We start from the raw sequence: 18,778 nt of genomic DNA, 5'->3' as shown, positions 1-18,778 counted from the left end.
CACGGGAGTTCACTGATCGACGATGGTGGTGCCGGAGGCCAGCAGCCGGCCGCCGTCCCAGACCACGCCGACCTGGCGGTAGTAGGCGGCGATGGGCTCGCGGATCTCCAGCCGGGCGAGTTCCTCGGTGGGCGACTCGAACAGCTCCAGGTCCGCGTCGCCGACCCAGGCCGGTCCGGCTTCGAAGGAGGCGGCGCCGGAGGCGACCAGCTCGTCCAGGGCGAGTCCCTGGCCCTTCTCGATCGAGGGCAGCCAGCGGTGGTGGGCCATCGGGTGGCCGTTGACGAACCCGTTGGTCTCGGACGGCTCGCGCAGCGTCACGACGGCCTGGGCCAGCCGCCGGTCGGCGGCGGCGAGGGTGGCGCCGAACCGGGCGCCGGCCTCGATCCGCGGCGCGGGGCCGTAGGGGTGCGGGCGGGTCTGGTGGATCGAGCCGAGCTTCTTCGGGTAGCCCTGGTGCAGGCCGCGGGCGATCGCGAAGTCCTTGTCGACCCAGATGTACACGCAGCGCGAGTACGTCTGACCCTGGAACTTGCAGCGCACCACGGCGAACGCCTCCTTGTACTGGGCGAGCACCGGGTCGAGCAGTTCCTGGCCGGAGGCGGAGCAGGACTGCCAGTCGGCCCAGATCAGCGCGACCGCGCCGGGGTCCTCATCGGCGAGTTCCAGCGGCTCGGGCAGCAGTTCGCGCACCCGCTCCGGGTCGGTGCGGTACTCGATGGTGAGCAGGTCGCCGGAGTAGCGCCACGGCGGCGAGGGGATCAGCGACGAGGAACCCGTCGCGGTCTTGGGGTGGAAGTACCCACGGACACTGGCCACTTGGATTCCTTACGCGGTGGGGGCGGGCTGCTGGAGCAGCTCGGCGCGGTAGCGGGCGGCGGCGGCCGCGGCACGCTGGCCGCCGAGGGCGACGACGCCGATCAGGCGCTCGCCGTGGTGGTAGCCGACCAGGACGTCCCCGTCCGGGTCGCCGTCCAGGACGCGCACGTCGGCGCGGCCGAGGGCGGGGGAGCCGAAGGACTGGAGGCGGAAGTCGTGCTGGTCGCTCCAGAAGGTCGGCAGCGGGGCGAACGGCGCGAGGCCGTGCTCGGTGCCGGTGAGGTGGGCGAGCAGCACCTTGGCGGCGTGCTTGGCACTGTCGGTGGGGATCGACCAGTGCTCGACGCGGCGCGGGACGCCGTCGTAGCGGGCGTTGGGGAAGCGGGCGACGTCGCCGACGGCGACCACCTCGGGCCGGCCGCCGACCCGCAGGTGCTGGTCGGTGAGGACGCCGTCGGTGAGATCGAGGCCGTTGCCGTCGAGCCACTCGGTGTTGGCCACCGAGCCGACCGACTCCACCACCACGTCGGCGGGCAGGACGCGGCCGTCGGCGAGCGCCACGCCGGTGACGTGGTCCTCGCCCTCGAAGCCGGTCACTCCGCAGCCGAGCGCGAAGCGGACGCCGCGCTCTTCGTGACGGCGCTTGAGCGCGCCGCCGAGCAGTTCGCCGAGCGGTCCGGCCATCGGCAGCGGCAGCGGGTCGACCACGGTGACCTCGGCGGCGCCGAGGGCCACGGCGGTGGCGGCGACCTCGCAGCCGATGAAGCCGGCGCCGACCACCACCACGCGCACGCCGGGCGCGGTCAGTGCGGAGCGCAGGCCCTGGGCGTCGTCCAGGGTGCGGACGGTGTGCCGCCCGGCGGTGGGGCCGGGGCAGCGCAGGCGGCGCGAGCGCATGCCGGTGGCGGCGACCAGCGCGGCGTACGGCAGGCTCTCGCCGTCGGAGAGTTCGACGCTCCGCTGTGCGAGGTCGGCGCGGACCACCGCGGTCCCGAGGCGCCACTGCACGTCGGCGACGGCGGCCCGGGGGCGGAAGGCGAGCGAGTCGAAGCCGGCCTTTCCGGCCAGGACTTCCTTGGACAGCGGGGGCCGGTTGTACGGCGCGTGGGGCTCGTCGCCGACGAGGGTGATCGGGCCGGTCCAGCCGGCGGCGCGCAGCTGTTCGGCGGTGCGCAGGCCGGCCATGGAGGCGCCGGCGATCACGACGGGTGCGGCGTTCACCGGCTCAGCCTTCGATCCGGATGGCCTGCAGCGGGCACACGTCGGCGGCTTCCTCGACGTCGGCGCGCAGGGCCTCGTCGGGGTCGGCGACGTACGCGAGTCGGCCGGTTTCGTCGAAGGAGAAGACGTCGGGGGCGGCGAAGACGCACTGGCCGTGGTCCTGGCACTTGTTCATGTCGACGACGACCTGCATGGCCGGTCCTCCTGGGGGTGGGTGGGGCTGAGGGGGCGCCGGAAAGTCATTTGGCGTCAAACAACATAGGAACCGGTCGGCCCGGGGTCAATAGCTATACGGATGGATAAATTTATGCGCCAGACCCCTTGCGGGACGGTGACCTGCGTCCCTACGGTTGGCCACCAACAGCGAGCGGTTCCTGCGCCTGGCCGCAGTCCGAAGCCGCCGCTCCCCCTCCCCCCAGGGCCGTGAACTCCGGTTCTTCTCCGTCGGCACAGCCCAGCGCCGCGAGCTCCCGCACCCCCGCGCGCCCTGGGCGGCGCCCCACACTTCCCCACAGGAGACACCGGTGAGCGCATCCGACACCCCGCCCGTCCGCCACCACCAGGAGCGGCTGGCCACCCAGGGCATCGACGTGGTCCGGGTGACCTATCCCGACCTGATCGGCACCGAACGGGCCCGGGACGTGCTGCTGGACCACCTGCCCTCGGCCTGCGACCACGGCCTCGCGTTCTGCCGCGCCGTCTACCACACCAGCCCGCAGGGCGACGTCGTCCCCGTCCCCGGCGGCCTGGACGCGGGCCTGCCCGACATCTGCGTGCGCCCCGACCTCGACACCCTCACCCCGCTGCCGTGGGAGCCCGGCGTCGCCACCTGCCTCGGCGACGTCACCGACCCGGCCACCGGACACCCCGCCCCCGAGTCGCCCCGCGACCTGTTGCGCGCCGTCGTCGAACGGGCCCGCGAGGCGGGCCTGCACCCGATCGTCGGACCGGAACTCGAGTACTTCCTGTGCGACCCGGCCCCCGACACCGCCCGCGGCTGGCGCCGCTACAGCGAGGCCGCCGGCGTCGTCTACACCGCGGGCCTGCGCGCCGACGGCGACAACCACCTGCTGCGCACCCTGCGCCTGCTGCGCGAGCTGAACATCGGCGTCACCAGCGGCAACCACGAGTTCGACGGCGGGCAGTTCGAGATCAACCTGACCCACTCCGACGCCATGTCGGCCGCCGACCGGGCCTTCCGCTTCAAGTCCGCCGTCAAGGAACTGGCCCGCCAGGAAGGCCGGCTGGCCACCTTCATGGCCAAGCCCTTCATGGGCGCCGGCGGCTCCGGCTTCCACCTGCACCTGTCCTGCACGGACCAGGACGGCGGCAACCTGTTCGCGGACCCGTCCGCGCCGTACGGCCTGAGCACCACCGCCCGGCACGCCGTGGCCGGCATCCTCGCCCACGCCCCCGCGCTCGCCGCGCTGTCCAACCCGACGATCAACTCCTACAAGCGCTTCGGCCCCGACACCCTCGCCCCGTGGCTGATCGACTGGGGCCTGGACAACCGCAGCGCCATGGTCCGCATCCCCCCGGAGCGCGGCGCCGGCTCCCGCTTCGAACTGCGCCTGGGCGACGCCAGCGCCAACCCCTACCTCCTGATCGCCGGCACCGTCGCGGCCGCGCTGCTGGGCGTGCTGGCCGGCGAGGAGCCGCCCGCCCCGCTGGAGGGCTACGGCTACGACCCCGCCAAGTCCCCCGTCCTGCCGCAGTCGCTGCCCGACGCGCTCGACGCGCTGGAGGCCGACACCGCGCTGACCGAGGTGCTCGGCAAGGACTTCACCGCCGCCTACCTCTCGTACAAGCGCGACGAGGTCGCCCGCTTCCATCGGCACGTCACCGACTGGGAGTTCACCGAGTACGCCTACCACCTGTAAGCCGAGGAGCGAACCCATGACCACCGCACCCGACCGGTCCGCCGCCGCGTCCGAGCCGATGCCGCTGGACCAGGTGAACCTGGCCGATCTCGACAACTTCACCGACGGCGTCACCCCGTGGCGGATGTTCCACACCCTGCGCCACCAGGACCCGGTGCACTGGCAGGAGGAGGAAGCGCCCAACTCCGGCTTCTGGGCGCTCACCAAGCACGCCGACATCGCCCGCGTCGACCGCGACGCCGAGACCTTCACCTCCGCCCGGTTCGTCAACCTGGAGGAGGTCGACGACGACCAGATCAAGAAGCGCGCCTCCATCCTGGAACTCGACGGCGTCCGCCACCGCGCCCTGCGCAGCCTGCTCCAGCGCCAGTTCGGCGCGAGCGTCATCAACAGCTACGCCGACTTCCTGCGCGGCCTGACCGCCACCACGCTGGACGCCGCCCTCGCCAAGGGCACCTTCGACTTCGTCAAGGAGGTCTCCGCCGACTTCCCGATCAACGTCCTGGCCCGGCTGCTGGACGTCCCGCCGGAGGACAACCAGCAGCTCATCGACTGGGGCAACCGGATCATCGGCAACACCGACCCCGACTACGCCGACGTCCTGCTGCACAGCGCGGAGAGCGAGAAGTACCGCGACCTGCCGTTCCGCTCCCCCGCCTCGCTGGAGGTGTTCGCCTACGGCCGCGAACTCGCCGCCCAGCGCCGCGGCGGCTCCGGCACCGACCTGATCTCCCGCCTGGTCAACGAAACCCCCAAGGACGGCGTGCCGCTGACCGCGCAGGACTTCGACAACTACTTCCTGCTGCTGGTCGTGGCCGGCAACGAGACCACCCGCCACACCATCAGCCACTCCATGCTGGCCCTGCTCCAGCACCCCGAGCAGCTCGCCCGCCTCCAGCAGGACCCCTCGCTGATCCCCGCCGCGGTCGAGGAGTTCCTGCGCTGGTCCTCCCCCGTCTACCACTTCCGCCGCACCGCCACCCGCGACGTCGAACTCGGCGGCAAGCGGATCAAGGAGGGCGACAAGGTCGTCATGTGGTTCGCCTCCGGCAACCGCGACGAGGAAGTCTTCGGCAACCCCTACGACTTCGACGTCACCCGCCAGGACAACGACCACATCACCTTCGGCAAGGGCAGCCCCCACCTCTGCCTGGGCAACCTGCTCGCCCGCACCGAGATCCGCATCATGTTCGAGGAGCTCATCCCCCGCCTCGCCTCCATCGAACTGGCCGGCGACGTCCCCCGCGTCCGCTCCAACTTCGTCAACGGCATCAAGAAGCTCCCGGTCTCGGTCACCCTCGCCTGACAGCGGGCCGCCGGCCGACCCCGAGCCGCTCCCCCGGACCGGGGGGAGCGGCTCGGGGCGCTGCTGCACCTTGCCGGTCGTCCAGGGCCTGCAAGGAGACCCTCTGGCCGGTCCTGATGTCCGAACCGCAGCGCTCGGTCTTCGAGGAGCACGCCTGGGCCGCCTACCGCACTGTCAACGCCCGCTTCGCCGACCACATCACCGCCCGGGCCGCCCCCGGCGCGACCGTCTGGCTGCACGACTACAACCTCTGGCTGGTCCCGGGACTCCTCCGGGCCGACCGCCGCACCCGCATGGCCACCCTCTCCACCCTCCTCGGCCACGACCGCCCGGCGGACTGGGCCACCCGCGTCCTCGACGCCATCCGCCGTTCCCCGCAGGGCAGTTGAGGCCGTCAGCCGGTGGTGAGGACCATCCGGAAGCGGGCCCGGCCGTCGAGCATCTTCTGGTAGGCCTGCTCGGCGTGGTCGAGGGGGACGGTCTCGATCATCGGGCGGATGCCGTGCAGGAGGCTGAACTCCATGGTGTCCTGCACGTCCTGGGAGGTGCCGGAGGGGTGGCCGCGGATGATCCGGCCGGCCATCAGGAGCTGGGCCGGGGTGATGCCGAGGGGTGCGGTGTCGGCTCCGATGACGACGAGTTCTCCGCGTGGGGCGAGGCCGTCCGCCGTGGCGGTCATGGCGTCGGCGTTGGCGGCGGTGGCCAGGACGACCCTGGCTCCGCCGAGGGCCTGGAGTGCGGCGGCAAGGGGGGTGTCGGAGGTGCTGTCCAGGTAGTGGTGGGCGCCGAGTTGCTCGGCGAAGGCGGCCTTCTCCCGGCCGCGGGCGATCGCCACCGTCTCGAAGCCCATCGCGGCGGCGTACTGCACGCCGAGGTGTCCGAGGCCGCCGAGGCCGAGTACCGCGACCAGGTCGCCGGGGCGGGCGGAGCTGCGCCGCATGCCGTTGAAGACCGTCACGCCCGCGCAGGCCATGGGTCCGGCATCGGCCGCCGCCAGCCCTTCGGGGATGCGGGCCAGGGCGTCCACGGGTGCGATCACCTTCTCGGCGAAGCCGCCGTCGTACGCCCAGCCGGGGACCTTGAGGTTGGGGCAGACGATGAAGTCCCCTTCCCGGCAGGGCCGGCAGTGCCCGCAGCTGCCGCCGAACCAGCCGACCGCCACCCGGTCCCCGGGCTGCCAGCCGGCGATGTCGGCGCCCGCGCCCAACTCCTCGATCCGGCCCGCGATTTCGTGCCCGGGCACCTCGGGGAAGGACACGCCCGGCAGCACGCCGCTCAGGAAGAGCGCGTCGCTGTGGCAGACCCCGCACGCCTCGACGGCGATGCGGACCTGCCCGGGGCCCGGCGGCGGCACCGCGCGTTCGGCCGGCTCCAGCGGGCCGTTGGGGGCGGTGGCCTGCATGACGCGATAGGTGCCCATGTCAGCACTCCAGGGAAAGGGGAGGTCCTTGCGGTCAGCCGAGCGCGCGGTCCAGGTTGAAGGCGGCGCTGATCAGCGAGAGGTGGGTGAACGCCTGCGGGAAGTTGCCGAGTTGCTCGCCGGTGCGGCCGATCTCCTCGGCGAACAGGCCGACGTGGTTCGCGTAGGTGAGCATCTTCTCGAACGCCAGCCGGGCCTCTTCCAGCCGGCCTGCCCGGGCCAGTGCCTCGACGTACCAGAACGAGCAGATCGAGAAGGTGCCTTCGGCGCCCCGCAGGCCGTCGGGGCTGGCCTCCGGGTCGTAGCGGTACACCAGGGAGTCGGAGACCAGGTCGGCGGTGAGGGCGTCCAGGGTGGACAGCCACTTGGGGTCGGTGGGCGAGATGAACTTGGCCATCGGCATCATCAGCAGGGACGCGTCGAGAACCTTGTCGTCCAGCCCCTGGACGAACGCGCCGCGCTCGGCGGACCAGCCACGGGCCATGATCTGCCGGTAGATCGCGTCCCGGGCCCGCTGCCAGCGCGGCAGGTCGGCGGGCAGGCCGCGCCGGTTGGCCATCCGGATCGCCCGTTCCAGCGCGACCCAGCACATCAGCCGCGAGTACACGAAGTCGCGCCGGCCGGCCCGGGTCTCCCAGACGCCCTCGTCGGGCTGGTCCCAGTGGTCGCAGAGCCAGTCCACCACGGCGCCGACCTCGTCCCAGTGCGCGCTGCTGATCGGCTGCCCCCACTTGTCGTACAGATAGACGGAGTCGATCAGCGCGCCGTAGATGTCCAGCTGGAGCTGCCCGGTGGCCGCGTTCCCCACCCGCACCGGCGCCGAGCCCAGGTGGCCCTCCAGATGCGACAGTTCCCGCTCGGGAAGGTCGCGGCGGCCGTCGATGCCGTACATGATCTGGAGCGGGCCGCTCTCCCGGGTGCCGCGCATGATCCCGTGCTCGGAGATGAAGCCCATGAACGCCTCGGCCTCCGAGGTGAAGCCCAGCCGGAGCATGGCGTAGATGCAGAACGCCGCGTCGCGGACCCACACGTAGCGGTAGTCCCAGTTGCGCTCGCCGCCGAGCTGCTCGGGCAGGCTGGTGGTCGGGGCGGCGATGATCGCGCCGGTGGGCGCGTAGGTGAGCAGCTTCAGCAGCAGCGCCGAGCGGTGCACCATCTCCCGCCACCGCCCGTGGTAGCGCGAGCGGGACAGCCAGTGGCGCCAGAACCGGACGGTGGCCTCGAACTCCTGCTCGGCCTCCCGGTTGGGGCAGCCGCGCGGGCCGATCTCCTCGGTGACCCGGTCGAGGGCGAACACCGCGGACTCGCCCTCCAGCAGCTTGAAGTGCGACCACACGTCCTGCCCGTCGCTCTCGACCGGCACGGTGGCGGTCAGCGCGATGTCCAGATCCGGTGAGCGGAACACCATGTGGCCGCCCTCCGACTCCACGGTGTGTTCCTGCGTCCCGTAGCCGAAGCGCGGCGCGACCCTCGCCCGGAACGGCAGCGTGCCACGAACGCTGATCACCCGCCGGATCAGCCGGTGCCGGCCCGCCTCGCGCGACTCGTCCACCACGGGCATGAAGTCCTGGATCTCCGCCACCCCGTCGGCCGCGAAGAACCGCGTGATCAGGACGTTGGTGTCGGGGAAGTAGAACTGCCGGGTGCGGGCCGGCACGTCCGCGGCCAGTTCGAAACGGCCGCCGCGGTCCACGTCCAGCACGGACGCGAACACGCTCGGGGCGTCGAAGCGCGGACAGCAGTACCAGTCGATGGTGCCGTCCGTCGCCACCAGCGCGGCGGTACGCAGGTCGCCGATCAGTCCGTGTTCGGAGATCGGCAGGTACCGGTCACCGCCCAACTCTCCGAATCCGCCAGTACTGCCTGGCCGTCCCATACGGCCTCCTCACCCAAGTGGTGCGGGGCATCGAGCCGAACCTTCCGTTTCATGCTAGATCGCGGCCCGCCGGAGCGCCGCAGAAGACCGGAACGCGGTGTCGGGGGCGTGGAGGCGCAGCGTGACGGAGAAGTTGCCGACGGTCGGGATGGGCAGCCCGCCCCCGGCCCGGCCGTCCGGAGTCTCTGACCCGAAGGGACGGGCGCCGCATATGCCCCGTGGCGGAAATCGCGCGATCGGGCCAGGGGCATCCGCAGATCCGGATGACGGGTGGTCAATTCCCCTTCCGGGCGCCGCTTTCCGTTCCATGAATGTTCAGGAAGCGGTTCCTGATCGCGTTGCGTCAAGTGCCTAGGGTCTCCAACGGTTTCGGAGGAAGGGACTCATGGACACACTGCTCGCGGTCCGGGCCCGGGGGATCACCAAGCGCTTCGGTGAGGTGATCGCCCTCGACGGCGTCGACCTCGATGTGACGCAGGGGCGGATCCACGGCCTGGTGGGGCCCAACGGCGCGGGCAAGACGACGCTGCTGGGCCTGCTGCTGGGGCTGGCCGTCGCCGACGGCGGCAGCCTGGAGATCCTGCGCACGCCGGTCGGCCGGGCGCTCGCGGCGCCGGACGGGGTGGCCGGGTTCGTGGACGGGCCGGGTCTGTACCCCGCGCTGACGGCCCGGCAGAACCTCGCCGCGCTGGCCGCCCTCCGGGGCCGGGCCCGGGGGGTCGGGGAGGCGCTCGACGAGGTCGGGCTCACGGAGGTCGCCGACGACCGGGTGGGCGGATTCTCGCTCGGTATGCGCCAGCGGCTCGGTCTCGCCGCCGCCCTGCTCAGCGGGCCCCGGCTGCTGGTGCTCGACGAGCCCGCCAACGGGCTGGACCCGGCCGGCAAGCGGCAGGTGCACGGGGTGCTGCGGCGGCTGGCGGCGGACGGGAGCGCCGTCGTGCTCTCCAGCCACCGGATGGACGACTTGGAGGCGCTGTGCTCCGAGGTCACCGTCCTCGCCACCGGGCGGGTGGTGTTCTCCGGCCCGCTGGACAAGCTGGCCGCCGAGAACGGTGAACTCGACTACCGGCTGCTCACCTCCGACCCGGCGGCGGCCCGGCTGATCGCCGCCGGAACGGCCGGGGTCCGCCTCACCGACGACGGCGCCGGGCGCCTCGTGGTGCGCGCGCGGATCCCCGCACTGGACGCGCTGGTGGTGCGGCTGGTGCAGGCCGGCGTCGCGGTGCGTGAGCTCGCGCCGGTGGTGTCGCCGCTCGAAGCCGCGTTCCTCGCCCTCACCGACCAGCAGCAGGACGCCCGATGACCACGACCCTCACGCCCCCCGCCATCCAGGTGCCGGTGTCCCGCACCTACCGCTTCGAGCTGCTCAAGCTGGTCGCGCAGTGGCGGATCCGGCTGCTGCTGCTGGCCTGCTGGCTGGCCCCGGCGCTCTTCGTCGCCGGGGTGAGCGGGCAGAGCACCCTCCCCACCGACACCCTCTTCGGCCGCTGGATGCACGCGACGGGCTGGGCGGGTCCGCTGGTGACGCTCGGGTTCGCGGGCAGTTGGGCGCTGCCGCTGCTGACCTCGGTGGTCGCCGGTGACGTGTTCGCCGCCGAGGACCGGCTCGGCACCTGGCGCCACCTGCTGGTGGCGGTCCGCTCGCCGCGCCGGATCTTCGCCGCGAAGGCGCTGGCCGTCCTCACCGTGCTGGTGCTGCTGGTGACGGGGCTGGCGGTGTCCGCCACCGCCGGTGGCCTGCTGGCGGTCGGCCACCACCCGCTGGTGGGTCTCGACGGCCACCTGCTGTCGCCGGGCGACGCCGCGTTCAAGGTCCTGCTGGCCTGGCTCTGCGCACTCGCGCCGACGCTGGCGCTGGCCGGGATCGGGCTGCTCGGTTCGGTCGCCCTGGGCCGCTCCCCGATGGGACTGCTGCTGCCCGCGCTGGTCGCGCTGTCGATGCAGCTGGCCCAGCTGTTGCCGCTGCCGGTCGGTGTGCGGCTCGCCCTGCCCGGTTACGCCTTCGTCTCCTGGAGCGGCCTGTTCACCGGACCGGCGCAGCTCGGCCCGCTGCTGATCGGTGTGGCGGTCTCCCTGGTGTGGGCGGCGGCCGCCACGCTGCTGGCCCACCTGCTGTTCCTGCGGCGCGACTTCACCAACCCCGCGCACGACGGCTCCGGTGGCCGCGCCCTCGGCTTCGGTGCGCTGCCGCTGGCCGCCCTGCTCGCCGTCACCGTCGGGGTACTGACCCCGGCGCTCGGGGCCACCGGCTCCGGGATCGAGCAGGACAAGGTGCAGCGCTCGGTGGCCACGGCCTTCGCGCACCTGTACCGCCTGCAGACCGCCGAACTCCACCGTCCCGAGGTCACCGAGGCGCAGTTGCAGGTCACGGCGGCCTGCGACAAGGGCAGCACCGAGGTCGAGCCCGAAGGCCCGGGCAACGACTGGCGCTGCGTCGTGTCCTGGCACCTCCCGGGCGTCGAGGCCACCGGGACGGCCGTCTACCAGCTCGACATCGCCCCCGACGGGCGGTTCGTCGCCGACGGCGACGGGCCGAAGGAAGTGAACGGCTACTTCCTGGTGCGCACCCCCACCGGTGACGCCCCGAACCCGCTCTGGCAGTTCGACGGCAACGTCGGGCTGCTTCCGGCACCTTCGAAGGGATAGCAACGATGCAGGTCACACGTCGTCGTGTGGATGACACGCAGAGCACGTCCGGCCGCAGGACCCGCCGCCGGACGCTCGTCACGGCCGCCGCCACGGCGGTGGTCGTCGCGGCCGGCGCCGGTGTCGGCTGGGCCAAGTCGGACACCTTCGGCACCAACCGGGTCGGCCAGGTCTACGAGCAGGGCGAACTGGTCTCCAGCAACCAGTACCTCGCTCCCTACGGCGAGCGGCTGGTGATCAACAACGGCAAGATCATGTCGTCCACGGTGAGCCCGGACGGCACCCACCTGGCGGCCTCGGTCACCGACGGCGGCGCGGCGCTGGCGATCGTGGACGTGCGGAACTGGAAGGTGCAGCAGCTGGTCGGCAGCGGCGCGTCCGCCACCCCGAGGATCAGCTCCAACAACGTGGGCCAGGAAGGCCCGACGTACTCCCCCAACGGCAAGCAGCTGTGGCTGGGCCAGCCGGACGGCTTCACCCGGTTCGACGTGAACCCGGACGGCAGCGTCACCAACCCGACCGTCGTCAAGATCGCCAAGAACGGCTCGCAGCGGGCCCTGGTGGCCGGCCTGGTCTTCTCGGCAGACGGCGCGAGCGCGTACGCGGCGGTCAACGGCCAGAACCGGGTGGTGGCGATCGACACCGCCAGCGGCACCGTCAAGCAGAGCTGGGCCGTCGGCAACGCCCCGCGCGGCCTGGTCCAGGCGGGCGGCAAGCTGTACGTCAGCAACGAGGGCGGCCGCCCGGCGAAGCCCGGCGAGAGCACCATCAACTCGTACGGCACCCAGGTGCCGGCCGATCCGAACACCGCCGCCACCACCTCCGGCACGGTCAGCGTGATCGACCTGGCGAACCCGTCCGCCACCCCCGCGAGCATCGACGTCGGCCTGCACCCGACCGCCGTGTACGCCAGGAACGGCGCGGTGTTCGTCACCAACACCGCCGCCAACAGCGTCTCGGTGATCGACACCCGGGGCGACAAGGTCGTCCAGACCATCGCCACCCAGCCCTGGTCCGAGGCGTCGATCGGCTACGAGCCGAACGCGGTGACCCTCACCGACGACGGCCGCCTGCTGGTGACCCTGGGCCGGGCCAACGCGATCGCCGTCTACCGCTTCCGCGGCCCGCAGGAGCCGGCGAGCTACGTCGGCCTGCTGCCGACGGACTACTTCCCCTCCGGGATCTCCTCGTCCGGCAACCAGATCCTGGTCTCCAACACCCGCGGCATCGACGCCCGCCGGGTGGACGGCGCGCACGGCACCCACGACACCACCTCCAGCGTGGTGCGGTTCACCCTGCCGAGCGACAAGGAGATCCGGAAGCAGACCGCCAAGGTCTTCGCGCAGAACAACTGGACCACCAACGCGGCCAAACTCGCCACCGGCAACAAGGCCAAGGCGGTGCCCGTCCCCAACCGGATCGGCGACCCGTCGACGATCAAGCACGTGTTCCTGATCGTCAAGGAGAACCGGACCTACGACCAGGTCTTCGGCGACCTGCCGCAGGGCAACGGCGACCCGTCGCTGGCGCAGTTCGGCGAGAACGTGACGCCCAACCAGCACGCGCTGGCCCAGCAGTTCGGGCTGTACGACAACACGTACGACATCGGCACCAACTCCGCCGAGGGCCACAACTGGCTGATGCAGGCGGACAATCCGGAGTACACCGAATCCTCGGCCGGCGAGTACATCCGCAGCTACGACACCGAGGACGACGCCCTCGGCCACCAGGCCAGCGGCACCCTGTGGAGCGGCGCCCAGGCCACCGGCCGGAGCGTGCGGGACTTCGGCGAGTTCCACCAGTTCCTGACCAAGCCGGCCGACGCCACCTGGCAGAACCTGTACTGCGACGCCAAAACCATGCAGGCGACCGGCAACAACTCGGCGTACAAGCTGAACTCGTCCTCCCCGATCCCGTCGCTGAACAGCGTCTCCGTGCCCGGCTTCCCGATGTTCGACACCAGCGTCCCGGACATCTACCGCGCGCAGATCTGGAAGCAGGACTTCGAGAAGAACGGCCCGGCCAACCTGAACATGCTCTGGCTCTCCAGCGACCACACCGGCGGCCCGGCCAACGGCGCCGCCCAGGTCGCGGACAACGACCTCGCGGTCGGCCAGATCGTCGACGAGATCACCCACAGCCCGTACTGGAAGGACTCGGCGATCTTCGTCGTCGAGGACGACTCCCAGGCCGGCCTCGACCACGTGGACGGGCACCGGGCACCGATCCAGATCATCAGTCCGTACGCCCGGCGCGGCGTCGTCGACAGCCACTACTACTCGCAGATCAACATGATCCGCACCATCGAGCAGATCCTCGGGATCAAGCCGATGAACCAGAAGGACACCGCGGCCACCCCGATGACCTCGGCGTTCACCAGCACCCCCGACTTCACCCCGTTCAGCGTGCAACCGAACCGCACCTCGCTCACCAACGGCCTGGCCACCGCACCCTCCTGCGGCCTGGACGTCCCGGCCGCACAGAACCCGGCCGCCACCCCCGCCGCGACCGGGTCCGTCCCGGCCGAACAGACGGACCTCGCGCGGAAGTGGTCCGACTGGAAGCAGCAACAGCACCTGACCGGCCCCGACGCCGCCCCCGACCGCGCCAACCCGTCCCAGATGAACCACCTCACCTGGTACGAGGCCCACGACTGGAAGACCCCGTACCCCGGCGAACAAGCGCTGCTCGCTCCGACGGACGTCCCGGGCGCGTACCTGCCCTCGGCCGAACTCGACGGCTGACGAGCACGAACGCCGCCTGCGCTCGCGCCCTCCTCCACCCTCTTGCGCAGCGCCGGATAATGAGGTGTACAGGCCAACACCTCCCGGATCCGGCACTGATCCCCCATGTCCCCCCGTCCCACCGATCACAATCACTACGCGGATCTCCTGCGGGTGGCCGCGATCTGCGCCGTGGTCCTGGGGCACTGGCTGCTGACCGACCTCACCTACCGCGCCGGGCGGGTGGCGGGGCATGATGCCCTGGCGTATGTCGGCTGGGGGCGCTGGGTGACGCTGCTCTTCCAGGTGATGCCGATCGTCTTCCTGGTCGGCGGCTACGCCAACGCCGCCTCCTGGACGGCGCACCGCCGCCGCGCGGAAGGCTGGACGGGCTGGGTGCACCGCCGCACCTTGCGGCTGTTGTGGCCGACCGCGGTGTACGTCGGCATGGTCTCGTTCGCGGCCGCCGCGGCCTGGGCGGGTGGGGTGAACGCGGGTGAACTCGCGCAGGCCGGTTGGTACTTGGCTCTGCACCTGTGGTTCCTCCCGGTCTACCTGCTGCTGATCGTCCTGACCCCCGCGCTGTACGCCGCGCACACCCGTTGGGGGCTCGCCGTGCCGGCTGCCATGGCGGTTGGCGCCGCGCTGGTGGACGTGGCGATCCTGGGTCCGCGGCTGCCGCTGCTCGGGTTCGCCAACTACCTGCTGGTCTGGGGCGCCATGCACCAGTGGGGATTCGCCTGGCACGACGGCAGCCTCACCCGGGGACACCGCCCCCTCTGGCTCGCGCTCGCGGGCGCACTGCTCCTCGCCGGCCTGCTGACCTGGGGCCCGTTCCCGGTGGACATGGTCGGCGCGGGCCTGCACGCCGGCAACACGACTCCACCTTCGATCGCCCTGCTCGCCTTCGCCGCCGCCCAGTGCGGCCTCCTGCTGGCGGCCGAGCCGGCCGCGCGGCGCTGGCTGGCCGCCCCAATGCGACGAGCCCGCGTCACCCGCCTCAACCGGGCGGCGATGACGGTCTACCTCTGGCACCCCGTCCCGGTGGTCCTGGTCGCCGCCACGCTCTACCCTGCCGGGCTCGCCCCGCAGCCGTCCATCGGCTCCTGGCAGTGGTTCGCTCTCCGCCCGACCTGGTTCGCCGTCCTGACCGCACTCCTCGTCCCCCTGGTCGCCGCCCTGCAACGGGCTCAGCGCCCCCTGCTCGGTCTCGCCCGCAGCACCGGCCACTCCCCCGCCCTGCTCCTCTGCGGCCTCGCCACGACTCTCCCCGCCCTGGCCTGGCTCGCCGTCCACGGCTTCGCCCCGTCCGGCCACCCGCCCGCCCTCGCCCTCGCGGCCTTCGCCTGCGGCTTCTTCCTGGTCCTGCGCTCCGGCCGCCGCCGCTCGGCCCCCGCCCGGTCCTTACCGCCGGTCGGCCCGCTGGGGGGATGGGCGGGCCGACCGGTGGGAGGTGGCTCAGAAGTGCAGGTCGGGGCTGGTCTGGTAGGTGTAGCCGGTGCCGGGCTGCCAGTAGAAGCGGGCCTCGGCCTTGTAGTCGTGGCCGTAGGTCGGGTTGGAGAGGGCCCAGGTGAAGGTGAACTGGCCGGAGCGGCAGGGGAACGAGGTGGAGATCGCCTGGGTGTTGGTGGTGTAGTCCCAGATGATGACCTGCTCGGTGCAGTTGCTGTTCGCGAAGTTGGTGGTCACCGAGGTGTTGATCTGGGTCCACCCGTCGCTGATGCAGACCTGCTGCCAGCCCGGCCCGTCGCAGCCGCCACCGGTCGTCGCCGAGGCGGACCCGGCGCCCGTCAGCGCGATGCCGCCGGCCATCGCCATCGTCGCCAGGGCCAGCGTGGTCTTCCGAAGTCCCTTGATGGACATGGTCGTTCCCCTCTCTCGGACGTCCCGGCCGGAGGTGGCCGGGCACGGGGAAGAGGTTCGCCGAGCACGATGGACATCCGATGAGCATGGGCATGCCCACCCGCCCGGACCGACTCAGCACAGCCCGCGAAGCAGTTCCTCCACCTCCGCCGCGTCGCCCGCCAGCTCCAGCTGCCGGTAGTGGCCGAGCGCGTGCTGGAGGCAGATCCGGGCCCGGTCGGTGTGGCCCAGCCTGGCCAGCGCCTCGCCGAGGGCCCGCAGCAGCCCGCCCTCCAGCAGTCCGCCGACCTGCCGGGCCTTCGGCAGTGCCTCCTCGGCCGCCCGGACGGTGGCCCGGTCGCGGGCGGCCGACAGGTGGATGCGGGCGATCAGGCTCCCGGTGGCGGCCTCGAAGGCCAGCATGCCGAAGGAACGGAACCGCTCCACCACGTGCTCGGCCTGCTCCAGCGCGGGGCCGAGCTCACCGCACAGGTGCAGCACCCGGGCCAGGTAGTACCGGCCGATGGACTCCGGGATCGAGACCTGACGGCCGGTCAGTTCGACGCACCGTTCGGCGGCGGCGCGGGCCTGCTCCAGGCGCCCGCACTGGGCGTGGTTGAAGGCCAGTTCGCCGAGGACGAGCCCCTCGGCGGTCTCGTCCGCCTGCTGCCGGAAGAGCTCCGCCGCCTCCTCCAGGCAGCCGACGGCCTGCTCGAAGTCCCGCAGCGAGCGGGCGTTCGCACCGAGGAGTTTCAGGGTGTCGGCCCGCAGTTTCAGCCGGTCCGGGCCGTCGCACAGCGCCAGGCAGCCGCGCAGTTCCTGGCCCGCCTCCGCATAGGAGTTGGCGTGCCAGAGCATGCCGCCGCGCACCGAACGGGCCAGGGCCTCGGCGTCCCGCTCGCCGCGAGCCATGGCCGCGGCCGCGACCTGGCCGGCCAGGTCGGCGACCGTGGTGACGTAGCCCCGGCCGAACAGGATCGAGCCCATCGCGTCCAACAGATCGACGGTCTGCGTCAGCGACAACTCCGCGTCCTGGCAGGCCCGTTGGATCACCGCGCGGTGCAGCGCGGTCCGCTCCCGCAGCCAGGCGGCGGCCTCCTCGGCACCGGCGAAGCCGTGACCGTCCGGGCCGCGGTGCGCGGCGCTCTCGGCGTTGCGGGCGCCGGTCACGCAGAAGTCCAGCAGCCGGGCGAACGCGGCCGTCACCTCGGCGGCGGTGTCCCCGCCACGCTGCCGGGCGAACACCTTCAGCAGGTCGTGGAAGCCGTACCGGTCGGCGGCCGGCGACTGGAGCAGGTTGAGGTCGACCAGTGCGTCCAGCAGTTCACGGGTCTCGGCGGGGCCGCGGTCCAGCAGCGCGGCGGCGTCCGCAGGGCCGAGGTCGGGGGCATCGGGCAGGGCCAGCAGCCGCAGGGCGCGGGCCTGCTCCTCGGTGAGCCGGGCGTAGGAGAGTGCGAGGACGGGCTCCACCGAGGCCTGTTCGTGGGTGAGTTCACCGAGGCGGGTGCGTTCGTCGGCGAGGCTATCGGCCAGCTGGGCCAGCGACTGCGCGGGGTCGGCGGCCAGCCGGGAACCCGCGACCCGTACCGCCAGCGGCAGGCGGCCGCAGGCCGTGACGATCGCGGCCGCCGCCACGGGCTCGGCCTCGATCCGGGCCCGGCCCGCGACGGCGGCCAGCAGGTCGAGCGCCTCCTGAGCCGCCATCGCGTCGAGCGGCAGGTGACGGGCGCCCGGCAGCGTGGTGAGCCAGGCGCGGCTGGTGACCAGCACCGCGCAGGTCCGGGAGCCCGGCAGCAGCGGGGCGACCTGCTCGGGGCCGGCCGCGTTGTCCAGCAGGATCAGCAGGCGGCGGCCCGTCACGGTGGTGCGGAACAGCGCGGCACGCTCGGCCAGGTCGGCGGGGATCTCGCGGTCCGCCACGCCCAGCGCCGTCAGGAAGCCCGCGAGCGCCTCACCCGGGTCGAGCGGAACGGGCTGCGCGCCCCGCAGGTCCACGTGCAGCCGTCCGTCGGGGAAGCGCGCCCGCAGGGCGTGTCCGACGTGCACGGCCAGGCTGGTCTTGCCGACGCCGCCGAGGCCGTTGATCGCCGAGATGACGACAGCGCCCGGGTCCGGGTGGGAGAGCGCCTCGGTCAGCCGGGCGACGTCGGCCTGACGTCCGGTGAAGTCCGGTAGCGGGCAGGGCAGTTGCTCGGGCACGGCGGCGGGCGCCGGGCCGGCCGGCCGCTCCTCGGCGAGGGCGGGGCGAGCGGCGGCGACCAGGCCCGGGTCGTTGCGGAGGATGCGCCGGTGCAGCGCGTCCAGGTCCGCGCAGGTCAGCCCCTCACCGAGGTAGAACCGCCGGGCGTCCTCGTACACCGCCCGGGCCTCCTCGGGCCGGCCCGACAGGTGGTACTCCAGCATCAGCAGAGCCCGGAACCGCTCCCGGAAGGGGTGCGCGAAGACCGCCTGGTCGAGCTCGACCAGGCAGGACGGGCCGCTCCCGAGCTCGACGTCCAGGCCCAGCTTGGTCTCCAGCGCGTCCAGCCGGCGCTCGGTCAGATGGCGGCGGAGCTCGTCGGCGTGCCGACCGGGCAGGCCGGCCAGCGGCTCGCCCTCGTGCAGGGCCAGCGCCTGGGCCAGCAGGTCCCGCGCCCGGGGCCGCTCACCGGCGGCGAGGGCCTCGCCGGCCCCGGCGACCAGGCGGTCGAAGGCGACGAAGTCCAGTGCCCCGGCCGGGACGTCCAGGCGGTAGCCGCCGTCCACGGTGACCAGCAGGTGGCCGGCCGCGTGGCTCCGGAGCTCCCGGCGCACCCGGTAGGCGTGCGTGGCGAGCACGGACTTGGGGTTGCCCGGCGGATTGTCCTCGTCGAAGATCCCGTCCCCGAGCCGATCGGTGGTCAGCACCCGCCCGGGAGCGGCGATCAGCATGGCGAGGAACGCCTGCTGCTGGCGGCGGCCCAGCGCCAGGGGCTGCTCGCCCACCCACCCGGCGAGCGGGCCGAGCAGCCGGAAGCGAAGCCCGGCCTCCCCCGCCAGGTCGGCTGCGACTGCGGCTGTCTCCAT

Annotated in this window: 13 protein-coding genes; 7 read left to right on the top strand and 6 right to left on the bottom strand. The window is 72.6% G+C overall.

Annotated elements, in window-relative coordinates; all coding sequences use genetic code 11:
* Positions 1-9: 9 nt before the first annotated feature.
* The 3 genes from ACZ6R9_RS14465 to ACZ6R9_RS14455 are packed head-to-tail and all read right to left on the bottom strand — an operon-like array spanning position 10 to position 2,233.
* The gene (locus tag ACZ6R9_RS14465; RefSeq protein ID WP_380478110.1) at positions 10-819 is read right to left on the bottom strand and encodes an acetoacetate decarboxylase family protein; all 810 of its coding nucleotides are present in this window, start codon (positions 817-819) and stop codon (positions 10-12) included.
* A 9-nt stretch (positions 820-828) separates the two neighbouring features.
* Positions 829-2,040, bottom strand: a complete 1,212-nt coding sequence (locus ACZ6R9_RS14460; RefSeq protein WP_380478111.1) for an NAD(P)/FAD-dependent oxidoreductase — start codon at positions 2,038-2,040, stop codon at positions 829-831.
* Between the two features lie 4 nt (positions 2,041-2,044).
* Positions 2,045-2,233 (bottom strand): ferredoxin, encoded by a 189-nt coding sequence (locus tag ACZ6R9_RS14455; RefSeq protein WP_043910603.1) that lies wholly within the window; start codon positions 2,231-2,233, stop codon positions 2,045-2,047.
* A gap of 331 nt (positions 2,234-2,564) precedes the next feature.
* On the opposite strand from ACZ6R9_RS14455, the gene ACZ6R9_RS14450 reads away from it, so the two are divergent.
* Genes ACZ6R9_RS14450 through ACZ6R9_RS14440 form a run of 3 tightly spaced genes read left to right on the top strand, consistent with a single transcriptional unit; the run spans position 2,565 to position 5,615 of the window.
* A complete protein-coding gene (locus ACZ6R9_RS14450; RefSeq protein WP_380478112.1) occupies positions 2,565-3,920 on the top strand; it encodes a glutamine synthetase family protein in 1,356 nt (451 codons plus the stop codon).
* A gap of 16 nt (positions 3,921-3,936) precedes the next feature.
* Positions 3,937-5,226 (top strand): cytochrome P450, encoded by a 1,290-nt coding sequence (locus ACZ6R9_RS14445; protein WP_465538398.1) that lies wholly within the window; start codon positions 3,937-3,939, stop codon positions 5,224-5,226.
* Entirely contained in the window at positions 5,223-5,615 is a 393-nt protein-coding gene (locus ACZ6R9_RS14440) for a trehalose-6-phosphate synthase (protein ID WP_465538561.1), read from the top strand. The genes ACZ6R9_RS14445 and ACZ6R9_RS14440 overlap by 4 nt, the downstream gene beginning before the upstream one ends.
* 5 nt (positions 5,616-5,620) lie before the next feature.
* Here ACZ6R9_RS14440 and ACZ6R9_RS14435 read toward each other — a convergent pair whose 3' ends face one another.
* A complete protein-coding gene (locus tag ACZ6R9_RS14435) occupies positions 5,621-6,646 on the bottom strand; it encodes an alcohol dehydrogenase catalytic domain-containing protein (protein ID WP_380478114.1) in 1,026 nt (341 codons plus the stop codon).
* 34 nt (positions 6,647-6,680) lie between these two features.
* Positions 6,681-8,522, bottom strand: coding sequence for a glycoside hydrolase family 15 protein (locus ACZ6R9_RS14430; protein WP_465538397.1), 1,842 nt, complete (start codon positions 8,520-8,522; stop codon positions 6,681-6,683).
* Positions 8,523-8,907: 385 nt separating this feature from the next.
* On the opposite strand from ACZ6R9_RS14430, the gene ACZ6R9_RS14425 reads away from it, so the two are divergent.
* From ACZ6R9_RS14425 to ACZ6R9_RS14410, 4 genes are all read left to right on the top strand, one after another.
* Entirely contained in the window at positions 8,908-9,825 is a 918-nt protein-coding gene (locus ACZ6R9_RS14425; RefSeq protein ID WP_465538396.1) for an ABC transporter ATP-binding protein, read from the top strand.
* Positions 9,822-11,168, top strand: a complete 1,347-nt coding sequence (locus ACZ6R9_RS14420; protein WP_465538395.1) for an ABC transporter permease — start codon at positions 9,822-9,824, stop codon at positions 11,166-11,168. Before ACZ6R9_RS14425 ends, ACZ6R9_RS14420 begins: the two co-directional genes overlap by 4 nt.
* A gap of 5 nt (positions 11,169-11,173) precedes the next feature.
* Positions 11,174-13,912 carry an alkaline phosphatase family protein gene (locus ACZ6R9_RS14415; RefSeq protein WP_465538394.1) on the top strand — a complete coding sequence of 913 codons (2,739 nt, stop codon included), beginning with the start codon at positions 11,174-11,176 and terminating at the stop codon, positions 13,910-13,912.
* Positions 13,913-14,017: 105 nt separating this feature from the next.
* Positions 14,018-15,838, top strand: a complete 1,821-nt coding sequence (locus ACZ6R9_RS14410; RefSeq protein WP_465538393.1) for an acyltransferase family protein — start codon at positions 14,018-14,020, stop codon at positions 15,836-15,838.
* 30 nt (positions 15,839-15,868) lie between these two features.
* Here the strand turns inward: ACZ6R9_RS14410 and ACZ6R9_RS14405 are convergent, their stop codons facing one another.
* Positions 15,869-18,778 carry an AfsR/SARP family transcriptional regulator gene (locus tag ACZ6R9_RS14405; RefSeq protein ID WP_465538392.1) on the bottom strand — a complete coding sequence of 970 codons (2,910 nt, stop codon included), beginning with the start codon at positions 18,776-18,778 and terminating at the stop codon, positions 15,869-15,871.

This window comes from Kitasatospora sp. NPDC048662, from assembly GCF_055587065.1.
The sequence above is the reverse complement of the archived record's forward strand: the minus strand, read 5'-3'. Positions and strand labels throughout refer to the sequence as shown.

Coding starts and splice junctions, on each gene's coding strand:
- ACZ6R9_RS14455 (WP_043910603.1), bottom strand. CDS start 2,233: ATGCAGGTCGTCGTCGACATGAACAAGTGCCAGGACCACGGCCAGTGC.
- ACZ6R9_RS14445 (WP_465538398.1), top strand. CDS start 3,937: ATGACCACCGCACCCGACCGGTCCGCCGCCGCGTCCGAGCCGATGCCG.
- ACZ6R9_RS14435 (WP_380478114.1), bottom strand. CDS start 6,646: ATGGGCACCTATCGCGTCATGCAGGCCACCGCCCCCAACGGCCCGCTG.
- ACZ6R9_RS14430 (WP_465538397.1), bottom strand. CDS start 8,522: ATGGGACGGCCAGGCAGTACTGGCGGATTCGGAGAGTTGGGCGGTGAC.
- ACZ6R9_RS14425 (WP_465538396.1), top strand. CDS start 8,908: ATGGACACACTGCTCGCGGTCCGGGCCCGGGGGATCACCAAGCGCTTC.
- ACZ6R9_RS14420 (WP_465538395.1), top strand. CDS start 9,822: ATGACCACGACCCTCACGCCCCCCGCCATCCAGGTGCCGGTGTCCCGC.
- ACZ6R9_RS14415 (WP_465538394.1), top strand. CDS start 11,174: ATGCAGGTCACACGTCGTCGTGTGGATGACACGCAGAGCACGTCCGGC.
- ACZ6R9_RS14410 (WP_465538393.1), top strand. CDS start 14,018: ATGTCCCCCCGTCCCACCGATCACAATCACTACGCGGATCTCCTGCGG.
- ACZ6R9_RS14405 (WP_465538392.1), bottom strand. CDS start 18,778: ATGGAGACAGCCGCAGTCGCAGCCGACCTGGCGGGGGAGGCCGGGCTT.